19 protein-coding genes, 2 pseudogenes and 1 riboswitch are annotated in these 22,720 nt (G+C 52.7%); of the genes and pseudogenes, 12 read left to right on the forward strand and 9 right to left on the reverse strand.

Annotation, left to right across the window (positions count from 1 at the left end):
- Positions 1 to 196 precede the first annotated feature (196 nt).
- The 3 genes from CAP31_RS06630 to CAP31_RS06640 all read left to right on the forward strand — a co-directional run bounded on the left by CAP31_RS06630 (position 197) and on the right by CAP31_RS06640 (position 3,850).
- On the forward strand, positions 197 to 1,513 hold the full coding sequence (locus CAP31_RS06630; RefSeq protein WP_087446814.1) for an acetamidase/formamidase family protein: 1,317 nt from the start codon (positions 197 to 199) through the stop codon (positions 1,511 to 1,513).
- A 95-nt stretch (positions 1,514 to 1,608) separates the two neighbouring features.
- Entirely contained in the window at positions 1,609 to 2,529 is a 921-nt protein-coding gene (locus CAP31_RS06635; RefSeq protein WP_087446815.1) for a metal ABC transporter substrate-binding protein, read from the forward strand.
- Positions 2,530 to 2,539: 10 nt separating this feature from the next.
- Positions 2,540 to 3,850, forward strand: a complete 1,311-nt coding sequence (locus CAP31_RS06640) for a metal ABC transporter permease (protein ID WP_087446816.1) — start codon at positions 2,540 to 2,542, stop codon at positions 3,848 to 3,850.
- Between the two features lie 215 nt (positions 3,851 to 4,065).
- On the opposite strand, the gene CAP31_RS06645 is transcribed toward CAP31_RS06640, so the two are convergent.
- From CAP31_RS06645 to CAP31_RS06685, 9 genes and pseudogenes are all read right to left on the reverse strand, one after another.
- Positions 4,066 to 6,237, reverse strand: a complete 2,172-nt coding sequence (locus CAP31_RS06645; RefSeq protein WP_087446817.1) for a bifunctional diguanylate cyclase/phosphodiesterase — start codon at positions 6,235 to 6,237, stop codon at positions 4,066 to 4,068.
- 7 nt (positions 6,238 to 6,244) lie between these two features.
- The gene (locus CAP31_RS06650) at positions 6,245 to 7,030 is read right to left on the reverse strand and encodes an N-acyl homoserine lactonase family protein (protein ID WP_223247403.1); all 786 of its coding nucleotides are present in this window, start codon (positions 7,028 to 7,030) and stop codon (positions 6,245 to 6,247) included.
- Positions 7,014 to 7,705: pseudogene (locus CAP31_RS06655) on the reverse strand (cysteine hydrolase family protein). Before CAP31_RS06655 ends, CAP31_RS06650 begins: the two are co-directional and overlap by 17 nt.
- A gap of 2 nt (positions 7,706 to 7,707) precedes the next feature.
- Positions 7,708 to 8,478, reverse strand: a complete 771-nt coding sequence (locus CAP31_RS06660; RefSeq protein WP_223247404.1) for a creatininase — start codon at positions 8,476 to 8,478, stop codon at positions 7,708 to 7,710.
- On the reverse strand, positions 8,465 to 9,376 hold the full coding sequence (locus CAP31_RS06665) for a DMT family transporter (RefSeq protein ID WP_087446819.1): 912 nt from the start codon (positions 9,374 to 9,376) through the stop codon (positions 8,465 to 8,467). The genes CAP31_RS06660 and CAP31_RS06665 overlap by 14 nt, the downstream gene beginning before the upstream one ends.
- Positions 9,373 to 10,113, reverse strand: coding sequence for an SDR family NAD(P)-dependent oxidoreductase (locus CAP31_RS06670; RefSeq protein ID WP_087448298.1), 741 nt, complete (start codon positions 10,111 to 10,113; stop codon positions 9,373 to 9,375). Before CAP31_RS06670 ends, CAP31_RS06665 begins: the two co-directional genes overlap by 4 nt.
- A gap of 5 nt (positions 10,114 to 10,118) precedes the next feature.
- Entirely contained in the window at positions 10,119 to 10,904 is a 786-nt protein-coding gene (locus CAP31_RS06675) for an SDR family NAD(P)-dependent oxidoreductase (RefSeq protein WP_087446820.1), read from the reverse strand.
- A gap of 3 nt (positions 10,905 to 10,907) precedes the next feature.
- Positions 10,908 to 11,927 (reverse strand): fatty acid desaturase, encoded by a 1,020-nt coding sequence (locus CAP31_RS06680; RefSeq protein ID WP_087446821.1) that lies wholly within the window; start codon positions 11,925 to 11,927, stop codon positions 10,908 to 10,910.
- A gap of 53 nt (positions 11,928 to 11,980) precedes the next feature.
- Complete coding sequence (locus CAP31_RS06685) at positions 11,981 to 12,988, reverse strand: ABC transporter substrate-binding protein (protein ID WP_189836657.1); 1,008 nt, start codon at positions 12,986 to 12,988, stop codon at positions 11,981 to 11,983.
- 46 nt (positions 12,989 to 13,034) lie between these two features.
- A riboswitch (guanidine-I (ykkC/yxkD leader) is annotated at positions 13,035 to 13,138 on the reverse strand.
- Positions 13,139 to 13,557: 419 nt separating this feature from the next.
- Between CAP31_RS06685 and CAP31_RS06690 the strand changes: the two genes are divergently transcribed.
- The 9 genes and pseudogenes from CAP31_RS06690 to CAP31_RS06730 all read left to right on the forward strand — a co-directional run bounded on the left by CAP31_RS06690 (position 13,558) and on the right by CAP31_RS06730 (position 22,682).
- The gene (locus CAP31_RS06690) at positions 13,558 to 14,373 is read left to right on the forward strand and encodes a TorF family putative porin (protein WP_087446822.1); all 816 of its coding nucleotides are present in this window, start codon (positions 13,558 to 13,560) and stop codon (positions 14,371 to 14,373) included.
- 89 nt (positions 14,374 to 14,462) lie between these two features.
- Positions 14,463 to 15,688, forward strand: a pseudogene (gene fmdA, locus CAP31_RS06695) (formamidase).
- Positions 15,689 to 15,757: 69 nt separating this feature from the next.
- Positions 15,758 to 16,114 carry an FmdB family zinc ribbon protein gene (locus CAP31_RS06700; RefSeq protein ID WP_087446823.1) on the forward strand — a complete coding sequence of 119 codons (357 nt, stop codon included), beginning with the start codon at positions 15,758 to 15,760 and terminating at the stop codon, positions 16,112 to 16,114.
- Positions 16,115 to 16,655: 541 nt separating this feature from the next.
- The gene (urtA, locus tag CAP31_RS06705; protein WP_087446824.1) at positions 16,656 to 17,906 is read left to right on the forward strand and encodes an urea ABC transporter substrate-binding protein; all 1,251 of its coding nucleotides are present in this window, start codon (positions 16,656 to 16,658) and stop codon (positions 17,904 to 17,906) included.
- Positions 17,907 to 18,007: 101 nt separating this feature from the next.
- Complete coding sequence (urtB, locus tag CAP31_RS06710; RefSeq protein WP_087446825.1) at positions 18,008 to 18,925, forward strand: urea ABC transporter permease subunit UrtB; 918 nt, start codon at positions 18,008 to 18,010, stop codon at positions 18,923 to 18,925.
- A 13-nt stretch (positions 18,926 to 18,938) separates the two neighbouring features.
- Positions 18,939 to 20,141, forward strand: coding sequence for an urea ABC transporter permease subunit UrtC (urtC, locus tag CAP31_RS06715; protein WP_087446826.1), 1,203 nt, complete (start codon positions 18,939 to 18,941; stop codon positions 20,139 to 20,141).
- Positions 20,138 to 20,881, forward strand: coding sequence for an urea ABC transporter ATP-binding protein UrtD (gene urtD / locus CAP31_RS06720; RefSeq protein WP_087446827.1), 744 nt, complete (start codon positions 20,138 to 20,140; stop codon positions 20,879 to 20,881). The genes urtC and urtD overlap by 4 nt, the downstream gene beginning before the upstream one ends.
- Positions 20,882 to 20,901: 20 nt before the next feature.
- Positions 20,902 to 21,591, forward strand: coding sequence for an urea ABC transporter ATP-binding subunit UrtE (gene urtE / locus CAP31_RS06725; protein ID WP_087446828.1), 690 nt, complete (start codon positions 20,902 to 20,904; stop codon positions 21,589 to 21,591).
- A gap of 50 nt (positions 21,592 to 21,641) precedes the next feature.
- Complete coding sequence (locus tag CAP31_RS06730; protein WP_087446829.1) at positions 21,642 to 22,682, forward strand: aliphatic amidase; 1,041 nt, start codon at positions 21,642 to 21,644, stop codon at positions 22,680 to 22,682.
- Positions 22,683 to 22,720: the final 38 nt, after the last annotated feature.

Genomic DNA, 22,720 nt, shown 5'->3' on the forward strand with positions numbered 1-22,720 from the left:
TTATTTGTGATTGTCTGTATATAAATCTATGTACGGGAATTGGGCGTTGATGAGATACATATATTTTCATTGTTTTTTAAATAAAGCTATCTGGCATGCTTGTTGCTTATTCATGGCCGTCAAAGCACAACAAGATCATAATCCCATCCTGCAGAAGTTAATTTAAAAGATTAACGGATAATTTAAAGGAAAGTAAATGAAATCAATGAGTAAATGGAAGTTATCTGTGGGCTTGGCGCTGGCTGGTGCTACATTCGGTGTAGGTGCGTATACTTATGAGCAACTGTCAATGGAAGAAAAGCTTCGTATTGTTCCGGCAGCCCATGTTTCAGGTAAGCTGCATTTGCTTCCTGCAACTATGGAAACCACACAATGGGGATGGTTTGACAATGCACAAACCCCGGTCATGACTATTATGCCTGGCGATACCGTTGCACTGGAAACCATGATGCATTCCCATAATCAGATTGTGCCTGGCACGACACTGGAAACCATTAAAAAACTGCGGATTGACAATCCGGGACGTGGGCCGCATACCCTCACAGGGCCGATTTTTGTGGAAGGTGCTGAGCCGGGCGATGTATTGAAGATACATATCAACAAGATTATGCCACGTTCTTACGCAACAAATTTCAATATTCCCGGCATGTTCGGTGAATTTCCCAAGGAATTCCAGGATGGTCAGGTTAAATATTTTTATCTGGATATGGATAAAAAAGTGACTGAATTTGCACCGGGAATTGAAATCCCATTGCACCCTTTTCCTGGAACGATAGGCGTTGCGCGAGCAGAACCCGGTAAATATAGCTCGGTTCCACCGGGACCATTCGGCGGAAATATGGATATTCGCGAGTTGACTGAAGGCACTACGTTGTACTTGCCTGTGTTTGTGAAAGGCGCACTATTATGGAGCGGCGACTCGCATGCGGCACAAGGCAACGGCGAAATTAACCTTACTGCACTGGAAACCGCCTTCAAGGAAATGAATATCACCGTTGATGTCATCAAGGGCACCAAACTTGATTGGCCTCGGATTGAAACATCCAGGAACTGGATCACAATGGGATATGACAATGATCTTAACAAGGCCTGGGACATAGCGAAAGCTGAAACGGGCAAATATCTTGGCCAGCAACGTGGCATCTCCCCGGAAAAAGCTGTCGGCCTGATGCAGAAAGTATCGGACTGTCGTATTTCGGAAGTGGTTAATATCAAAAAAGGTGTGTATTGCATGAATCCGAAGGATGCCAAATCCACAATCACAGTGGATCATCCTGTTGCTGAAACCAACCGCTATTGGGTTACTACTGCAACTGATGCTGATCTGAATAAAGCCATGGATCAAGCGTCAATGGCAATGATTGGTCTGTTGCAGGAGAAGAAAGGCTTGTCACGTCTGGATTCTTACGGGCTTGCGAGCATGTCCATGGATTGCCGTTTAGGCGATTTGTCCGATGATTCCAAAAGCGTACATTGCCTGATGCCGAAAAGCCTCTGGGTAGCCAAAAAATAAGGCATGTTTAAACCGGGCGGAACCTCGGCATTTTCCCGGTTTTTCGGATGGAAAATTAACCTGCCGAGCAAAAATGGTCAGCAAATTATGACGACATGATAAAAAGATTTTTGACAGTAATGATAATGATGCTATTGCTGGCATCGTTTTCAGTGTCGGCTGAAGATAAATTCAGGATAGTCACGACTACCTCGGATATGCAAAATTTGGTACAGGCTGTTGCCGGAACATTGGCAGACGTGACTGCAATTGCCTCGCCGGCACAGGATCAGGAAGAATTCCAGCCTCGTCCGACAGATATACTGAGGCTAAAAAACGCAAAAATGGTGGTACGAGTCGGATTGGATTACGATCTATGGCTAGACAGATTATTGCAGGAGGCGGGTAACCCAGACCTGTTGCCTGGAGGGCGCGGCTATATAGATGCGTCTAAGGGAATTGCGCTGCTCGAGATTCGCTCGGTATCTTTCGGACCATCCATAGGGCATAACCATGGCGCAGGTAACCCTCATTATTGGCTAGACCCGGAAAATGCCAGAATAATCACGGCTTCCATACTGGAGGGCTTGTTGAAATTGGATGTCAATCATGCCCAAATATATGAGAAGAATCGTACAGTATTCTTATCCCGTCTAACGCATGAAATAAATGGCTGGACCGGCCGACTTGCCAGATTCCGGGGTGTTCCCATCATCGCATACCATAATAGTTGGCCCTATTTTGCTCGACGTTTTCGGCTCAACATCATTGATTACATAGAACCTAAAGTAGATGTGCCACCAAGTACAGCGCATCTGGTCGAATTGCTGACAGAAATGCAAACGCAGCACGTTAGAGTAATTATCAAGGCACCATTTGAGCCGACTCGGACGCCTGGACTGCTCGCCGGAAAAACTGGGGCAAAGGTGCTGGAGTTGGCACCTTCAGTGGGCGTTATTGCTGGGAAGGATACGTATTTCTCAATGATGGAATATAACGTAACTCAGCTGGTTCAAGCATTTAGTAGAGCTGATTGAGAGAAAATTTATGAATGTTGTATTTCAATTATTGATACCTCCCTTCATTGCTACCTTGCTTTTGACTGTAATACATACCTATCTCGGGATACATGTGCTGCGTCGCAATGTTATTTTTGTTGATTTGGCGCTTGCACAAATTTCCGCATTTGGCGCCACCGTAGCGTTTATGCTTGGTCATATGCCGCAGAGCGCTGCCGTATATGGCTATTCGCTTTTTTTTACCCTGCTGGGTGCCGCGTTACTTTCTTTTAGCCGGCATTGGAGCGGGAAGGTCTCCCAGGAAACTTTTGTCGGCATCATCTATGTGGCCTGTGCAGCCGCCGCTTTTTTGCTGATCGACAAGGCGCCGCAGGGGGCCGAACATATCAAGCAACTGCTAATCGGAAGTATTCTGACTATTACGAATAATGATTTGATCAGACTGGCGACACTTTATGGTTTTGTCGGGCTTTTCCACTGGGTCTTCAGAAAACAGTTTGTGATGATTAGCTTCAATCCCGAGCAAGCTCGGGAAAAGAACATCAGATTATGGTTATGGGACTTTTTGTTTTACGCTTCCTTTGGTGTGGTGGTAACCAGTTCGGTTGCCATTGGGGGCGTGTTGCTTGTTTTCTCATTTTTGATTATTCCTTCTGTCATTGGTGTGCTCTACGCTACCAGTATTTTGTCCAGGCTATTGATCGGGTGGATTGCTGGTGCGCTTGCCGGTATAGCTGGGTTAGGTACTTCATATTTAATGGACTTGCCTACCGGGGCAACTATGGTAGTGGCTTTTGCGGGAACGCTTGTCATCGCTGCGATAATGCGCCCTTTTTTCTTTACCTCAATCAAGCAAAAAATAGGCACGCTGATCAGGTACATTAAGGTGAGCGCCATATTGATAGTCGTTGTTTCCCTTGCTTCCAGTGCCTGGCTGATATTGTTTCCTCATGCGGATCAGCCCTTACTTGAAATCATGGAGAGGCAGTCGCCCTGTATGTTGAGTAAATTTCTCAGTGCGGGCGAATCGAAAACCTTACTGACTTCGAGAAATGATGAGCGTCATTATTATTTTGAAGCGCATCGTTTGATAGAAAAAGAACGTGATAGTCGTTGGCAGGGGGCGGGGCTTACTGATGAGGAATTGAGAAGCGTGTCATCCTATACTCAAGTATTTCAGGAAATGCAGAAAGGGGAGGAGTTTGTGCAGCAAGAAATACTTGAAAAAGCAAGAGGCCGGCAGCGATGGATAATTGGTATTCCGCTGTTGATGATATCATTTGGCTTCTTGTTGATCTTGCTGGGGAACGAAAACATTGTGGGTACCCCCCCTTTTTAGGGGCGTCTAAAAGTAGAGCTTAAGCGGCCAAGGCCAGCTTCTGTATTGGTGTGATGCCACCAATGGCCATGTTAGGTCGCTCGTGATTGTAAGTCCATGGCCAGTTTGTGGCAAAGTTCTGCACCCCATCAATTGAATCAAAATTCTACTTCTAAATACCTTTATTTACTGGAGGGGGATTACCATGATTTTTGTGGCCGATTTGGCAGGATTTTTCAGATGCTTGCGTTGTTATCGCAGGGTAGTTGGCATAATTTGTTTTGCAGCAGGATTCCCATATCGGGAGCCGGCACTGGACGGCTGAAATAGTATCCCTGAATCTCGTCGCAATGATGCTGTTGCAGAAACTCGTAATTCGCCTGTGTTTCCACGCCTTCCGCAACGACTTTTAGTCCCAGTTCATGGCCCAGCGTGATGATGGCGCGGACAATGGCGGCATCGTCCGGATTGATGTCGATTTCCTGTACAAAACTTTTGTCTATCTTCAGGTGGTTCACCGGGAAGCGCTTCAGGTAGCTCAGGCTGGAATAGCCTGTGCCAAAATCATCTATCGCTAATGCTACTCCAAGCGATTTCAGCGCGGTGATGGCAACATTGATGCGTTCCGCGTCCTGCATGAAGAAGGATTCGGTGAGCTCCAGTTCCAGGTAGCTGGCGTCCAGGCCGGATTGCACCAGTGCGTTGGTGACCGCATCGATCAGGCCGGGTTGACGAAACTGGATAGGGGAGAGGTTTACCGATACGCTGATCGGAGGCAGCCCCGCATCGTGCCAGGCCCGATTCTGTCGACATGCCTCGTGCAATATCCATTGACCGATAGGAACGATCAGGCCGGTTTCTTCCGCAATGGGGATGAAGCTGTCGGGGGGGATCAGCCCTTTTTCCGGATGCTGCCAGCGAATAAGTGCCTCGGCGCCGATGACTCTGCCGTTGGCGACATCAACGCGCGGCTGATAATAGACGCGGAACTCGTCGCGTTCCACTGCACGGCGCAGGTCATTGGCCAATTCGAGACGTTCGGTCACGGCCTGATTCAATTCCGGCGTATAGAAATGGAAGGTGTTTCTGCCGGCGTTCTTCGCTTCGTACATGGCCGCGTCGGCACATTGCAGCAGCGTATCGGCTCTATCGCCATCACAGGGGAAGCAGCTGATGCCTATGCTGCAGCTCAGCGAATATTCGTGCTGTTCGTCCATCCAGGGTTGGGAAATGACTTCCAGCAAGCGCCGAATGATATGAATGACGCCGGGTTCGTTTGTCTGTTCGGTCAATACCAGCACGAATTCATCTCCGCCCAGACGGGCGACCGTATCCTGGTTGCGGATGCAAGCGCTCAGGCGCGATGATATTTCGAGCAGCAATCGGTCGCCGACATGATGACCGAGACTGTCGTTGATGAGCTTGAAATGGTCAAGATCCACGAATACCACCGCAACTTTCCGCGATTCGCGTTTGGCGCGGCTGATGGCGCGTTCTATCCTGTCCATGAGCAGCATGCGGTTGGGCAAGCCGGTGAGAATGTCATGGCTGGCCTGGTATTGCAGCTCTTCTTCGTGATATTTGCGTTCAGTGATATCGACGACGGTGCCTTCGTAGAACTGCACGGCGCCGTTGGAGTCCATTACCGCCCGTGCATTTTCCGAGATCCAGATGATGCTGCCGTCCTGGCGATATACCTGGGATTCGAAATTGCGCACACTGCCATGCTCGAACATGAGCCGCACGAATTCGTCGCGACGCGACTGATTGACGTACAGTTGATGCCGAATATCCTGCAATGCGGAGATCATGGCTTCAGGGTTGGGGTAGTTGTAAATGCGTGCCAATGCTGGGTTGGCATCGATATAGCGCCCGTTGGGGGTGGTCTGGAAGATGCCTTCGGTCGCATGTTCGAAGATGCTGCGGTAACGTCTTAATGCTTCATGCAAGGCTTTATTGGTGCTGATGCGATCGGTAATGTCCTGGATAAAGCCTTCGATGGCGATGCGCTGGCCGTGCTGATCGAACACGCCTACTCCGCGTTCCGATACCCAGCGTATGGAACCGTCGGCGCGAATGATGCGATATTCGGTGTCATAACTGTTCCGCTCCTCCAAAGCAGCATGGATGCTCGCATTCACGCGCTCCAGATCGTCGGGATGGGTGATCTGTCCGTATGAAATGCGGCTATCGAAAATCAGCTCATCGGGACGGTATCCGGTCAGCTTCAGACAGCCTTCGCTGACAAACTCCATCGTTCCCAATTCATCGATATTGCAGCGATAAATCATGCCTACCAGATCGCTGGTGATGGTATTGATCAGACAGGTCGGGTCCAGTCCTCCTGCCGGTTTTTGCGACGCACGGGGAGGGGTGCTTTTGACCACATTCAGAAAGGGTATTGTCATGGGTGGCCTATTCATGAAATTCGGGGAACTGACGCAACGTTCTCCAGAAGTTGATATCGTGATTGGGCCAGAGGATCGCATTTTCCTCTGCCGCCAGTTTCTTGAGTTTGCGTATGCTGGCTATGGCCTGGTCTTCCTGTTCTTGCCAGCACAGGCCCGGCGGAATCTCCTCCGCAATGTTTTCCGCCAGATCGGCGGCGTCACCGCACAGAATGACGGGCGGTCCTTTCGGCAATTCGATCCACAGCGACATGTGGCCTGCGGTATGGCCGGGCGAGGATACGGCACGTACACCCGGTGCCACGTCGTATTCTCCCTGCATCATTTTCCATGGATACTGGCCATTGAAATCATCGGGGAAATAGGCAATATCCTGGCCGGATAATGCTGCATCCAGCTCGTCTTGCTGCACATGCACTTCGGTGCCGCAGACGTCGCACAATCCACCGGCATGATCGAAGTGCAAATGGCCGATGAATACGACATCCACATCAGCCGGCGTCAGGCCCATGCGTGCCAGATGGGTGGGCAGGCGTTGCGATTCATCCATTTCCGGCGGACCGAAAGGGAATATTTCCGGATCGTAGTAATGCTGCTGCCGGGCCGGGTCTGCAATCTTGTTGTAATCGCAGCCGACGTCATACAGGATCCGGCCGTTTGCCGTTTCGATGAGATAAGCGAGAATAGGCGCCTCGATGATCTGTCCCTGGCCACGATGGCGAGTCGATAGCGACTTGTCGTAATGGTGGGTGGCCGTCAGCAGCGGCCACAGTTTTTTAACTTGCGTCATCATCGCGATTCTCCACAGAGGATGACTTCATCATTTCGAGCATCGCCCGGGTGCTGACGACTTTGCCGAATATGCCGCCTTCGACGGCGATCATTGCCATGCTGGCGTGATGCAGCTCCGGATAGGCCGAGCCGCACGCATCGCTGACGGTCATGCACTCGTAGCCCCTGTCCACGGCCTCGCGCAAGGTGGACTGCACGCATACTTCAGTGGTAACGCCAGTCAGGATGAGCTGCCGGATATCCTGGCTGCGCAAGATGATTTCCAGATCGGTCTGGTGGAATGCCCATAGCCGGGCTTATCGATGACAGGTTCGCCTGCATGCGGAGCCAGCTCATCGATGATGTCATGTCCGTATTCGCCGCGGACAAGAAGCCTGCCCATCGGGCCGGATGAACCGACAGGAGCGGCGGCATAGTCGCTGCGCAACCTTTTGGCTGGCGTGCAATCCAGCAGATCGCTGCGATGGCCTTCACGTGTATGGATGACCAGCATCGCCTGTTCGCGGGCTGCGCCCAGCAGTTTCTGAATCTGCGGGATGGGTTTGCGCAGATTTTCAATGTCGAGCCCCGCTGTTTCGGCGTAGCCCCCGGTGGCACAAAAATCGCGCTGCATGTCGATGACGAGCAATGCAGCGCGATTTAGCTTGGGGGAAGGGTGAGGGTGTGCAAGATTCATGATCACGCTCGTTCGAATTCCGTCATCACGGCTTTTGCGATGCAGGCTGCCAATTCGGTGGCCATGATTTCGCCTTTGACCGCATCGGCACCGCGCGCCGAAGATAGCACACCCGATGGCGGTACCCAGTCGGGATCGGCGGGATAAATATCGTAAGCCGGAAAATTCGCCGGGCCGTCATCCGGAATCAGGTCGAGCCGCACCAGTTCCGGGTGGTAATGCAGCATCAGCGAGGTTTCGATGACGGCAGCATGCTCCAGCGCATAGCCGGGAAAGCCGTCGGGGAACACCGCGCGCAAAGTGGCTGCAGTCAGGAAATCCCAGTATTCCATGCGCATGACTTGTATTTTGGCGCCGGGCTGGAGGTCGCGCATCGCCAGATCGATGCCTTCTGTGATGAACCATTGGTTCTCGTAATGGCCGTTGACGACGACCAGCTTTTCCACGCCATGACGGGCGAATTCGCGGACCGTATCGCGTACCAGGCCAATCAATGTTTGTGCGTCGACTGAAGTAGTGCCGCAGAAATGCTGGCCGCCACCGCATTTGGGTTGCGATTTGTAACCATAAGACAGGGCAGGTGCAACGATGCCGTCTATCTGTTCGGCAGCGCTGGCTGCAACGGCGGCCGACAGCAGGGCGTCGGTGCCTAGCGGCAGGTGCGGGCCGTGCTGTTCAAGCGCGCCAACTGGCAGAAAAATGGGTGGATTGGCTGTGGCGATACGGTCGCGGTAAGCAACCCAGCTCATTGTATTCATGTTAACGGTATTCACGGTTTTCCTTATGAGATTCGTCAGCGCTAGCTGTCGCTTCGATTACTGCAGCTGAAGCAATAAGCGTGCCGCCCATCCATTCACGCGGTAAAAGCTGTTCGCCGCCGACTATCACCGCAGAGATCACTGCAGCCAGCAGTTCCACTATCAGTATGATGCCGGCACGGCCTGTTTCCAGATGAGTAACGCCGTATTGCGTGGTAAAGGTGGCCAGAATCAGCCAGCCGAAGCCGAAGGCTGTCAGCGCAATCAGCAAATTCGGCGACCAGTCGGGCTGTGCGGCGCTTTGCTGCCAGACCATCAGCGCGGATATGACACCGCAGCCGATGAATACGGCGACGGTTTTGGAAATCATGGGGATGGCCTGGGCGGCGCGCGTGACCAGATTGTTGCCGGCAAAAGCGAGTCCGGCGGAAAGTGCGAGCAGATCGGCTACCGATAACGGTGCGGTAAATGCCGCGGCACCGCCGATGACCAGGAATGCACCAAAAATGGATATGAATACGGCCAGCATGCGGCGCCGGGTAACCCTCTCTTGCAGAAACAGTCTGCCGCCGATCACCGACCATACTGGCGCCAGATAAAACAGCAGCATGACGCGCACCACGTCGCCAGTCGTCAACGCCCGCACAAAAGACGCGTTGGCCCAGCCGCCCAAAAGTGCGAGCAACAGCAGCAAGCTGATTTGTCCCTGCCAGAGATGGCGTTCCCGCAGCAGCAGGGGCAGGCCGAGCAGTCCTACCAGCCCATAGCTGGCGAGGGAGATCAGCGGGCCGGATAATCCGGCAGTACCGAATTGCTTGAGCGGCCACCAGGTAACGCCCCACATGGCGGCGGAAAAGGTCAATACAGTGAGCGGCAGCCAGGTTTGGGGGATGGTGCGAGCCGGATGGCTCATGGCATGATCGATCCGCCGTTGGGGCCGAGCACCTGGCCGCAATAAAAACGGGCGTAATCGGATATCAGGAAAAGTACCGTGGCGGCAATCTCGTCAGGCTCCGCAAAGCGTTGGTAAGGAATGTCCTTTTCCTTCGCTATCCATTCCATCGACATGGATTCAGTTGACAGCATAGCGGTGTTCACCGGTCCCGGGGCTACCGCATTGATGCGGATGGCCGGCGCGAATTCACGCGCCAGCGAGCGGGTGAGACCGATAACGCCCGCCTTGGCTGCACAATATGACGCGTACTGTTCGCGACCCAGATATCCCAGATCGGAGCTGATATTGACGATGATGCCAGTGCCCTGTTTCGCCATGCGGCCGAGTACGGCCTGACTGCATAGAAACACCGATTTGAGGTCGCTGTTCAGCACGTGATCCCATTCGAGCTCAGTGATGTCGAGGAACGGTTTCTCCGCAATTACGCCGGCGTTATTCACCAGAATATCGATTTGATTGCAGCTTTCGACCATCTGCCGTACCTGATGCGCGTTGGTCACGTCGGCTTCGATGGCGGCAGCCCATCCGCCTGCAGCGGCAATGGCTTGTACTACCTGGTCGGCTTCCCGCGCGCGGTTGAGGTGATTGACGATGACCCGTGCTCCGGCCTGTCCGAGCATGATGGCAATGGCTCGTCCGATGCCGGTGGCGGCACCGGTTACGATAGCGGTTTTGTTGTGTAAGCTGATATTCATGATGGTCAATGCATGACTTCTCCATTGCTGACGACGATGGTCTGTCCGGTAATCGCGAGTGCATGGGGGGAGGCGAGGAACAGGAAAGTGCCGGCGATATCGACCGGATTGAGCAGTTCGGGTATGGCTTGCTGCGCCAGGATTTCGTCTATCATTTGCGACGCTGACTTGCCTTCGGTTTCCGCCATGGCACGCATGGAGCGCATGGCGGCATCAGTGGCAACCCAGCCCGGACACACTGCATTCACTCTGATTTTATGTCTACCCAATTCCCATGCCAGCGAGCGGGTGAGGCCGATAACCGCATGTTTGCTGGTGACATAGGCGGAAAAGTCCGCCACGCCGCTCAGCCCCCAGATCGAAGACTGATTGATGACGCTGCCGGATTCATGAATCAGCGGCGTTAGTGCCCGGGTCAGCAGGTACATGCTGCTGACGTTGTTGTGCAACAGGTCTTGCCAGCGCTGTTCGGCATCGGGCGCAGCATCGCCAAGCGGCGTCGGATATTCGATGCCGGCATTGTTGATCAATGCATGGATGCTTATCTGCCGCCGTTCCAGATCATCTGCCAGCGCATGGATCTGCCCGGCATCGGTCAGATTCAGGGCGTGCGAGGTGATGTCTGCCCTGCGCGCCAGCCGCCGAGCGATGGCTGTCAGCGCTTCTGGATTGCGGTCGATCAGCTCCAGACTGGCGCCGTGCGCGGCGAATGCCTCGGCAATACCCAGCCCTATGCCGCTGGCGGCACCGCTGATGACGATAGTGCGGCCTGCAAAATCAAGAAAGGGCATGGTTCATACCGCCGTCAGGAATGACACACCGACAGCGCCGTAGAATGCGGACGGGTCGAGTTGGCCAGTCGGCAATTCGGGCACATCGCCGTAGTCGTCGGACAGAATGCGTTTGACCCGGTAACGATGATGGGCGGCCAGTAGCGTGCTCATCGGCAGCACTTGTGGGTATGCGTCTGCAAACAGCTTTTGATGCAATTGCGGCAACCGGTACCAGGGCTCTATCGGACGTTCGTGATGGGCATTGTGATAGGAGAAGTTCAACAGCAGCAGATTCCACAGCGGATGTGCCACGGAAACCAGATTGGAATAGGTATTGCGCTGCTCGTAAGCGTGATCGCGCACCTTGTCTTCGGGAATAGTTCCGCCCTGCAGGATGGCGAAGGCGTCATAGGTATGCTGATACGCATCGGCAAAACGCAGTACATGCAACATGATCAAATAGGCGACGGCGTAACCGAGCAATCCGACAGGAGCAAGCCAGCCCAGCGCAGCAAAGACTGCTGTGCGCACAGCGATAATGGCCAGAACACGGCCGCGGTTTTGTTTCTTCTCCGTAGCGATGAAGGGCTGCAGTATCACGTAGCCGTGCATGATGAGTTCCACTGCGGGGATGTAAGCCCATTCCAGTGCGAGCACCAGCCGGCGAAACCAGGCAGGCGACTTGAGCAGAAATTCCTTGAAGTCGAAGGTGATGACGTCGGCGCGATCGACGTGGTGACGCACATGCTTGCGCCGCAGGTCGTTGAACGTAGCGTAGCAGGAGCCGTTAATCCAGGTCATCAAGGTGCCCCAGCGGCCATTGTCAGCCGCGTCCTTGAATATGGAGTTATGAGCAAACTCGTGAAAGAAATAGCCGGACAGTATCAAGGCGTGCGCAACCAGCAGGGTGCCGATGATCTGGCCCGGCAAAGGTGCCAGTGCGAGCAGAATGACGCCGCCAAGATAAGCGCCTAATGTATAGGATAAGGCTATTACGTTCGGCAAGACACCGTCGGCGTAGCGAAATTTTTGTTGCAGCATGACATTCTCCTTGAGCAAGGTCGCCCCACGGGGGCGGGCGCGACCTGCCAAACTTACTTGACCAGCGATTTGACGAACTGGCTGTCGATCGTGGTTTCAGTTGCAGGAATGGTCGTGATCTGACCCTTGTTCTTGAGGATGCTGCTGATGACTTCGCCGCTGGCATAGTAGGAAGTGGTTTCCGCTGATTTGACGAAAGCCTTGGGCATTTCCGCCAGCGGGATGTTATACACGCCGCTCATCTGCTCCATGACTTCCTTGCCGCTGATACCCATGGCTTTGCCGATGATCCTGGCCGATTCGTCAGGGTGCGCTTTCATGTAAGCCATGCCGTCCACATACGCTTCGATCAGGCCTTTGATTTCCTTGGGGTGAGCCTGGATGTATTTCTGGTCGAATACCAGCACGTCAGCGATCAGACCCGGTGCATTCCTGGAAGAGAACACCACATGGAATTTCTTGCCGCCGCCCTGGCTCAGAATCTGCGACAGGCTCGGTTCATACGTTACGCCGACAGGGATACCGCCTGAGGCCATCGCGGCAGGCACGGCTTCCGGCGTCATCGGCACGGCTTCGTAGTCTTTTTCAGAGAGGCCGTTCTTTTTCATCGCGTAGGACAGCAGGAAATCGGATGGGGACAAAGGATTGAAACCGATTTTCTTGCCTTTGAAGTCGGTGACCCTGGTAATGGCGGTTGTGGCCACGATCGCGTCACCGCCGTTCGAATAGTCGATTGGCATGACTACCTTATGTGCCAGTCCTTTGGCGTCCGATCCGATCACCTGATCGTAAGTCAGCATGCCGCCGTCCACGGAGTGGCTGGCGATCGCAGTCGGGATAAGCGCAGGGTCGGTAAACATTTGCAAGGTGACCTTGAGGTCATACTTTTTGTAGAAGTCCTTGGCATCGGCAACGAAGAACGGGCCATAGCCTATCCATACGACGGTACCGATTTTCATTGAGGTGGCAGCGTGTGCAGCGACAGGATTGATGCTTGCCGCAGCAAGCATCATTGAAGCAAGGCAGATTTTCTTGAACGATTTGGCGGGTGCTATTGACATGACTGGCTCCTGTAAAGGTTAAAGGAAACGGGAAAGCAACTGCGCTCTCTCCCGGGCTTTTATCCCTCCGTGGAACCTCACCTTGAGGCCGGATCGCTCTCGGACCAGACATTCCATGTAACTGGAACCGGAACCCTAGCAATCCTGATACAGACATTTGTGTGAAAGCGCTGCCAGTGCAGCGGCAATCCCGTCCTGCCTTCTTTTACGCAAAGCTTGTGCCAGTTACCGGAAATGGACGAATGAATCAAATTAAAATCATTTGATTCAATGGGTTGATAATTTTTCTGGAAGGTGTGCGTCTGTATTCCGTGTCTGTTTATTCATGCATTATCCATCGTGAAAATGATCGATAAGGGTGCATGCTAACCCTGCCTTGCGCAGCTTTAGTGCATGCCAAATGAAGGATTGCAGCCGACCGAAAATGCCGGAAAATTAATATAACCGCATGAAACTTAATTAATATGCATTAAATTTTTCCCTTGATTCGATTTCTGGCACGGTAAATGCTGTCACACAACTGACATGTTGTTCTGTCGCTAATTTTTTCAACTTAGGGAGATTTCCTCATGAAGGTGTTTAAGTCTAAAGAAAGCGTTACCTCGGCTGCAGTTATCGGTGCATTAGGTTGCATGTTCGTATCCTTGCCTGCTGCAGCTGACGTGACCGGCCACCTTGACGTCGTGTCCAAATATGTCCTGCGCGGTATCACCACCACTTATGGTTCCAGCGGCATTCCAGGCGGCAACGCGAATGGCGATGCACCGGAGAGCGAAGGTCCTGCATTGCAAGGCGGTCTGGATTATGTGAGCGACAGCGGCTTTTATGCCGGCTGGTGGTTCTCGACTCTGGGTTACTCCTACAAGTCGTTTAACGGTCAGGGCACTTCCATGGAGCATGACCTGTATGCCGGATACAAAGGCAAGATCGGTGCAGTCGGTTATCAGATCGGCCTGACCAATTACCACTACGTGCCAAGCTCCAATGCCACCGGATATGAAACCATGCTGGGTCTGAGTTACAACCAGTTCGGTTTGAATGCGCAAACCTTGCTGAACGACGTTTCCTACGGTAACAAAGGCGACACTTACTTTACGGCGACCTATAACGACAGCGTCCATTTCGATGCGTTGCCGAAGGATCTCAATGTAAGCGCAGTCATCGGCTATTACACCTATAAAAAGACTGAAGCAACCAGTACTGATTTATATGTGCCTTACGCAGCCAATCAGGTTAACTCGGCATTCCGTCACGCGACGCTGGGTGTCAGCTATCCGTTCCTGAAGAATGTATCAGGTGGTCTTAGCTATATCTTCGGTGGCGAAAACCGTTACGGTATCAAGCAGGATAACCAGCTGGTCGGCAACCTGAGCTACACCTTCTAATGGTTGGGGCCGGGCAGAGGTCTGCTGCCCGGTCAACGGCTGTATTGGTCTTAACTGTTGATACGACAAGTGATTGCTAGGAGATTGCTGTGCCCAAGACGCTGATTAAAGTAGATCTTAATAAGTCCCCGAAGAACAGTCTGACGTGTTGCATAACCGGTGGCACCCGGATATCCCCATGGTAGCCATGGTGAAGCCTGGCGATGAGTTCCGCGTTGAATGCATCGACTGGACCGGCGGGCAGATTAGTAATGATGATAGTGCCAACGATATACGCGATGTCGATCTGACCAAGGTGCATTATCTGAGTGGCCCGATCGGTGTCGAAGGTGCCGAACCTGGCGATCTGCTGGTCGTCGATATTCTGGATGTCGGTGCATTTCAGGAGTCGGAATGGGGTTTTACCGGTCTGTTCGCCAAGGAAAATGGCGGCGGTTTTCTGACCGATCATTATCCGGATGCACGTAAAGCCTGCTGGGATTTTCATGGCATTTATACCACTTCCCGGCATATCCCCAATGTGAAATTCGCCGGCATCATGCATCCTGGTCTGATCGGATGTCTGCCTTCACGCGAATTGCTGAATGAATGGAACAAGCGCGAAGCCGCTCTGGTGAGCACCGATCCGGAGCGTGTGCCACCGCTGGCAGCCTTGCCCTATGCTGAAACGGCCCTGATGGGGCGGATGACCGGCGAAGCTGCGAAAGAAGCCGCAAAGGAAGCTGCGCGTACCGTACCGCCACGCGAGCATGGCGGTAACTGCGATATCAAGAATCTCTCCAAGGGTTCACGTGTCTATTTTCCGGTTTATGTCAAAGATGCCGGCTTGTCGATGGGTGATCTGCACTTCTCCCAGGGCGACGGCGAAATCACGTTCTGTGGCGCGATCGAGATGGCCGGTTATCTGGATATCCATGTCTCTGTCATCAAGGGTGGCATGGCGAAATACGGCATTAAGAACCCGATATTCCAGCCCAGTCCGATGGAGCCGCGCTATAACGATTACCTGATTTTTGAAGGTATCTCCGTTGATGAGAAGGGTAAGCAATATTATCTGGATGCGCACGTCGCCTACCGTCAGGCATGCCTGAATGCAATCGAATACCTGAAAAAATTCGGCTACAGCGGTGAGCAGGCTTACGCGATATTGGGCACCGCGCCGGTGGAAGGGCATATCAGCGGCATCGTCGATATCCCTAATGCTTGCGCCACATTGTGGCTGCCGACCGAGATCTTCGATTTTGACATGAAACCGAATGCGGAAGGGCCGCTAAAGCTGGTAACCAGCACTTCCGATCTTGCTTCGACATCCTGATCCAATGTGATTTGCTGCCGCCCGTTGTAGTGCGGGAGGCAGGTAACCTGTCCTGAGTGAGGATACAACGTGCCTATATATGATTATCAATGTTTGCAGTGCGGTGCATTTACTGCATTGCGAAAAATGAGCGAGTCGGATATGTCGGTAGCCTGTCCGGGTTGCGGCAATGCGTGCGAACGCATGATTACCGCGCCTCAATTGGCGATTTTAGGCAAAGCCCAGCGCAGCGCCTATGAATGCAATGAAAAATCTGCGCATGAGCCCAAAGTCGGGCGCCGTAGCAGCTGCGGATGCAGCGGGGCGCATACCTGTTCGAATTCCGGTAGCAAGGTATCAAAATCTGCGGAAAAGGTGGCGGCAAAAACCGGCGGCTTTGAAATGCAAACCAGAAAAACCGCACGGCCCTGGATGTTGGGGCATTAACTTCAATACTGGCCGGGACGAATCCTGCCACAATTGATTTTGATTTGCTCTGATTTCCTGTTTATCAAATTAGACCGTTGATAGTTTTATCAGCGGTTTTTTCGTTTTATATAAACAATAAATTCATTTTTATTCAAAATGATATTTATGTATTTGCAAGTGATTTATGTGATTTTTCCTGATTGGGCAAGCTTGCAGGTACGCACCTAAATTGAGCATCAGGAATATTTTATGCACAAAATTATTCAGGCCCTATCAGGAAATAGAGCTATTTTCCTTCACGCCTGATAACCGAGAGCGATAAACAGGACATTCACCTGGTTATGCCAAAAAATAACAATATGAAATAAAAGTAAAAAACTAAATGTCCTGACTGGAATATTTCAATTCTGACAATGTGGCACATCTATTGCTCATGGTTGAATACCAGTCTAAAAATGTGCATGTACAGAAACGCGATGGGTATATGTGGCGTAGTGGACGGTTAGCTCTTCTATAGGGAGGGGTATTAATTGCATGCAATCTTAATAAGGAGCAACAGATGAGTAAGTATGATAGACGTCAATTTATGAAAACTGCCGGAGCGGCCGTCGGTGCTTCGCTGGCATTGAGCATGGGCGTGGGTGCGGGATCTGCGTTTGCAGCGGATTATTCGACTGCGAAAGTCAATACGACCAAGCTGGCGGTGACCGACAAGACCGTCAAGGTGGGGATACTGCATTCCTCTACCGGCACCATGGCGATCAGCGAAACCGGTTCGATTCAGGCAGAAAAATTGGCGATTGCTCAAATCAATGCTGCCGGCGGTATTTTGGGTCGCAAGATCGAAATCATCCAGGAGGATGGCGCCAGCGATTGGCCGACGTTTGCCGAAAAAGCCAAAAAACTGCTGGAAAACGATCACGTAGCGACGGTGTTCGGCTGCTGGACATCGGCTTCACGCAAGGCTGCATTGCCAGTGTTCGAGAAAGACAATGGTCTGTTGTTCTACCCGACTTTCTATGAAGGTCTGGAACAGTCCAAGAACGTGTTTTATACCGGTCAGGAAGCCACCCAGCAGATTCTTGCCGGCCTGGACTGGGTAGCGAAAGAAAAGAAAGCCAAAACCTACTACCTGATCGGCTCTGATTATATCTGGCCACGCACCTCGATGAAGATCGCCCGCAAGCATATCGAACAGCATCTGGGCGGCAAAGTGGTCGGTGAAGAATATATCGCGCTCGGCGATACCCAGTTCGGTTCCGTCATCAACAAGATCAAGCTGAAAAAACCTGACGTGATTTATGCGGCGGTGGTTGGCGGCAGTAACGTTGCATGGTTCAAGCAGCTGAACGCCGCAGGTATCAACTCCAAGAAACAAACCTTGCTGACAATTTCCGTGACTGAAGATGAAGTGCTGGGCATCGGTGGTGAGAATCTGGAAGGTTTCTATTCCGCGATGAAGTATTTCCAGAGCCTGAAAAATCCAAACAACGAAAAATTCGTTGCCGACTTCAGGAAGATGTGGGGTGCCAAAGCCGTTATCGGTGACGTGACTCAGGCCGCCTATCTTGGTCCATGGTTATGGAAAGCCGGTGTAGAGCGTGCAGGCAGCTTCGACGTCGACAAGGTGGTGGCCGCATTGCCAGGTTACGAGATGAAGACCGCCCCTGAAGGTTATGTCAAGGTCGACCCCAACCACCACCTCTGGAGCAAGCTGCGTATCGGTAAATGGCGTGCAGACGGCCAGGCTGACGTGGTGTATGAGTCCGGTCTGATCAAACCCAATCCTTTCCCTAAAGGTTATCAGTAAGCGTATGACCCACTTGCGCCGCCGGATAGCGCTGCAAGTGGTATTTGGCAATATCTCTTCTGTGCAAGTTACAACCTGTTGGTAAAAGTGGAGCGTTAATCATGTTTGGATATTCGATGGCGGATATAGGGAACATCGTGGTCATGCAGGGCTTTTCCGGCCTGAGCATGTTTAGTGTATTGCTGCTGATGGCGCTGGGACTGGCAATCATTTTCGGTCAGATGGGCGTAATCAATATGGCTCACGGCGAATTCATGACCATAGGCGCCTATACCACGGTGTTTTTGTCCAAGCTGGCAGTGAAATACGGCATCGTGAATTATTACTTTGTATTTGCCATTATTGCGGCCTTCATCATCGCTTTCGCTGTCGGCTATCTGGTGGAATTCGTGCTGATCCGGCATCTCTATAAGCGACCGCTGGATACGCTATTGGCGACCTGGGGTTTGAGTCTGGTGATGCAGCAGATATTCCGTTCCATGTTCGGCGCCAAGGAAGTCAGTGCGGAGTTGCCGCAATGGCTTTTGGGCGCATTTCAACCTACTCCCGATATCGAGATTCCAATTAACGGCGTGTTCGTCATGGGTCTGGCAGCCGTGGTGACGCTCGGCGTATTTCTATTCATGTTCCGTTCCCGCTGGGGGCTGAACGTAAGGGCAACCGTGCAGAATCGCATCATGGCCGGCGCGGTTGGCATCAATACCAAAAAAGTCGACCGCGTGACTTTCGCGCTGGGTTGCGGCATTGCCGGTGTGGCTGGCGCAGCATTCACCACGATCGCTTCTACCGGGCCTACCAGCGGATCGCTGTACATAGTCGACAGCTTCATGGTGGTGGTATTCGGCGGAGCCGGCAGTCTGGTGGGGACGATAGCGTCAGCGTTCGGCATCGCCCAGGCGCAGTCTGTTCTCCAGTTCTTCATGTCAAGCTCGATGGGCAAGGTTTCAACCCTGCTGGTCATTGTGATGATCCTGATGATGCGACCTGAAGGTCTGTTTGCAGCCAAAGTCCGCAAGTAAATAGGAGATATACATGAACGCATTTGCAAATAAACTGTTGGGCGGCAAGCAGGGCGCAATCGCCCTGGCCATACTGGCCGCTCTTATCCTGATCGTGATGCCGCTGGGACTGGATGTGTTTCGTATCGGTCTGGTCGGCAAATACCTGACTTACGCTTTTGTCGCAGTAAGCCTGGTGCTGTTATGGGGTTACGGTGGCATTTTGAGCCTGGGCCAAGGGATATTCTTCGGTCTGGGCGGCTATTGCATGGCCATGTTCCTCAAGCTCGAAGCGTCTGACCCTGTCAGCACCAAGATACAGACTACACCGGGGATTCCCGACTTCATGGACTGGAACCAGATTACGGCTATCCCCCTGTTCTGGCAGCCGTTCCATAGCTTCACCCTGACCGTGCTGGCGGTGCTGCTGGTGCCGACCCTGTTTGCCTTCATCATCGGTTTTGCGATGTTCAAGCGTCGTGTCGGCGGGGTGTACTTTGCCATCATCACCCAGGCTATTGCGCTGATTCTGACCATTCTGATTGTCGGCCAGCAAGGTTACACCGGCGGCGTTAACGGTATCACCGACCTCAGAACGCTGATGGGCTGGGATATTCGTACCGATCATGCCAAATACGTGCTGTATTACGTCAATGCGTTCCTGCTGCTGTCCGTCATCCTGGTGTCGCGTCTGATCCTGTCCAGCAAGTTCGGCATGCTATTGCTGGCGATGCGTGACAAGGAAGAGCGGGTACGTTTCTCCGGTTACGACGTGTCCAATTTCAAGATATTCGTGTTTTGTGTTGCGGCGATGATTTCAGCGATCGGCGGCGCAATGTTTACGCTGCAGGTAGGCTTCATGTCGCCGACCTTCATCGGCATCGTGCCTTCGATCGAAATGGTGATCTTTGCTGCTGTCGGTGGCCGCATGTCGCTGATCGGCGTGGTGTATGGCACGTTGCTGGTGAATTTCGGCAAGAGCATCTTCTCGGAACATTACCCTGAACTGTGGCTGTTCTTCATGGGCACGCTGTTCATCGCGGTTGTGATGTTCTTCCCCAATGGCTTGGCCGGTGTTTTCACTGATCTGGTGAAGAAATACAAACAACGCAAAATCAAGCCCGCGTCCACACAGATTGAAGCCGTGACTGAACACATCGAATCATCCGCAGAGGCTCCTGTTCAATCCGTATCGACGCCATCCGTTTCCACCGAGCCAGCAGGAGCAAAAGCATGAGCAATACCGACTTTGTACTTGCCATTGAAGATTTGACGGTGTCTTTCGACGGCTTCAAGGCTGTCGATGCATTGACCTTGTACATAGACAAAAACGAGTTGCGGGTAGTGATCGGGCCGAACGGCGCGGGCAAAACCACGGTGCTCGACCTGATCTGCGGCAAGACCAAATCCACTTCGGGTTCGATCAAATTCAACAACAAGGAGCTGACCAAACTGTCCGAGCACGAGATCGTGCGTGCCGGCGTGGGGCGCAAATTTCAGACGCCATCGATTTATGAAAATCTCAGCGTATATCAGAATCTGGAGGTGTCTTATCCCCGCGGCAGAAATGTGTGGGGAAGCCTGACCTTCAAGCGTACCGATGAAGTGGTGGCACAAGTGCACAAGATCGCAAGGGAAATAATGCTGGAAGATTCCCTGGAGATGGAAGCGGCGCTGCTGAGTCACGGCCAGAAACAGTGGCTGGAAATCGGTATGCTGCTGATGCAGGAGCCGGAGCTATTGATGCTGGATGAGCCGGTGGCTGGCATGAGTGCCAAGGAGCGTGATCAGACCGCCGATCTGCTTAATCGCATCTGCCAGAACCGTTCGGTCATGGTAATCGAGCATGACATGGAATTCGTCAAGAAAATTGCCCACAAGGTCACGGTATTGCATCAGGGCAAGATACTCGCAGAGGGCACCATGGAACACGTGCAGGCTGATGAACGCGTCATTGAAGTTTATTTGGGTCACTAACAGGTCGGGAGGGGATAAGCATGTTTGAAATTGCAGACTTGCAGGTGAGCTACGGGCAAAGCCAGGTTATCCACGGGTTGAGCTTTAAAGCGGAAAAGAATGAGACGCTGGCCATTATGGGGCGTAACGGCATGGGTAAGACCACCCTGTTCAAATCCCTGATGGGGATATTGCCTAGCAAATGCGCCAAGGCTACGGTCGATGGTGAGGATCTTAGCGGTAACGAGAGTTATCAGCGCGTTGCCAAGGGGCTGGCGTATGTACCGCAGGGTCGCATGATCTTTTCCAATATGACCGTGCAGGAAAACATCGAAACCGGATTGGGAAAATCGAAATCCAGACACATTCCCGACGACATCTTCGCGCTGTTTCCGGTGCTGTACGACATGCGCAACCGCAAGGGCGGCAATCTGTCCGGCGGTCAGCAGCAGCAATTGGCCATTGCGCGTGCGCTGGTGACCAACCCGAAAGTGCTGCTGCTGGATGAGCCGACCGAAGGTATCCAGCCGTCCATCATCAAGGACATTGCCAAGGTACTGAATGAAATCCGCAAGATGCGCGAGATTACCATCATCGTTTCCGAGCAGGTGCTGAGCTTCACCATGGAAATCGCCGACCGTATCATCGTCATCGACAAGGGCAGATTCATTCATGAAGACAAGCGCGGCGATGTGGATGCGGCGAAGATCAAGGGTTATTTGTCAGTGTGATGGTGTTTGTAATGGTTGTATTGAAAATCAAAGAAGGAAACAGGTGAATTATGAGACATGGTGATATTTCCAGCAGTAACGACGCAGTTGGCGTAGCGGTAGTCAATTACAAGATGCCGCGCTTGCACACCAAGGCGGAAGTGCTGGACAACGCACGCAAGATCGCCGAGATGGTGGTGGGCATGAAGCTGGGTTTGCCGGGGATGGATCTGGTGGTGTTCCCGGAATACAGTACCCACGGCATTATGTACGACAGCCAGGAAATGTACGACACTGCCGCGACCATTCCCGGCGAAGAAACCGATATTTTTGCCGAGGCCTGCCGCAAGGCCAACGTCTGGGGCGTGTTCTCCCTGACCGGCGAACGTCACGAAGAGCATCCCAACAAGGCCCCGTATAACACCCTGATCCTGATGAACAACAAGGGCGAGATCGTGCAGAAATACCGCAAGATCATGCCCTGGTGCCCGATCGAAGGCTGGTATCCGGGCGACCGCACCTACATGACCGAAGGTCCCAAAGGCATGAAGATCAGCCTGATCATCTGCGATGACGGCAATTACCCAGAGATCTGGCGCGATTGCGCGATGAAGGGCGCCGAGCTGATCGTGCGCTGCCAGGGTTATATGTACCCGGCCAAGGATCAGCAGGTGCTGGTCGCCAAGGCGATGGCGTTCATGAATAACGTCTATGTCGCAGTTGCCAATGCCTCCGGTTTTGACGGCGTTTATTCGTATTTCGGGCATTCCGCCATCGTCGGTTTCGACGGACGTACTCTGGGCGAATGCGGTGAAGAGGATTACGGTATCCAGTATGCCGAGCTGTCTACCTCGCTGATCCGCGATGCGCGCAAGAACGGCCAGTCGCAGAATCATCTGTTCAAGCTGCTGCACCGCGGCTATACCGGGAAAATCAACTCGGGCGAGGGCGACAAGGGCGTAGCCGAGATTCCGTACGAGTTCTACAAGAAATGGGTGATGGATCCGGAGTCGGCACGCGAACAGGTCGAGTCGTTCACGCGCTCGACGGTAGGTACGGCGGAATGCCCGATTGCGGGTATTCCTAACGAAGGTGATGTCAAGCACAAATAGGCAGCATGAATGGGACCGGCAGCATTTCGGATGCCGGT

The sequence above is a fragment of the Sulfuriferula sp. AH1 genome (assembly GCF_002162035.1).
Classification (GTDB): Bacteria; Pseudomonadota; Gammaproteobacteria; order Burkholderiales; family Sulfuriferulaceae; genus Sulfuriferula.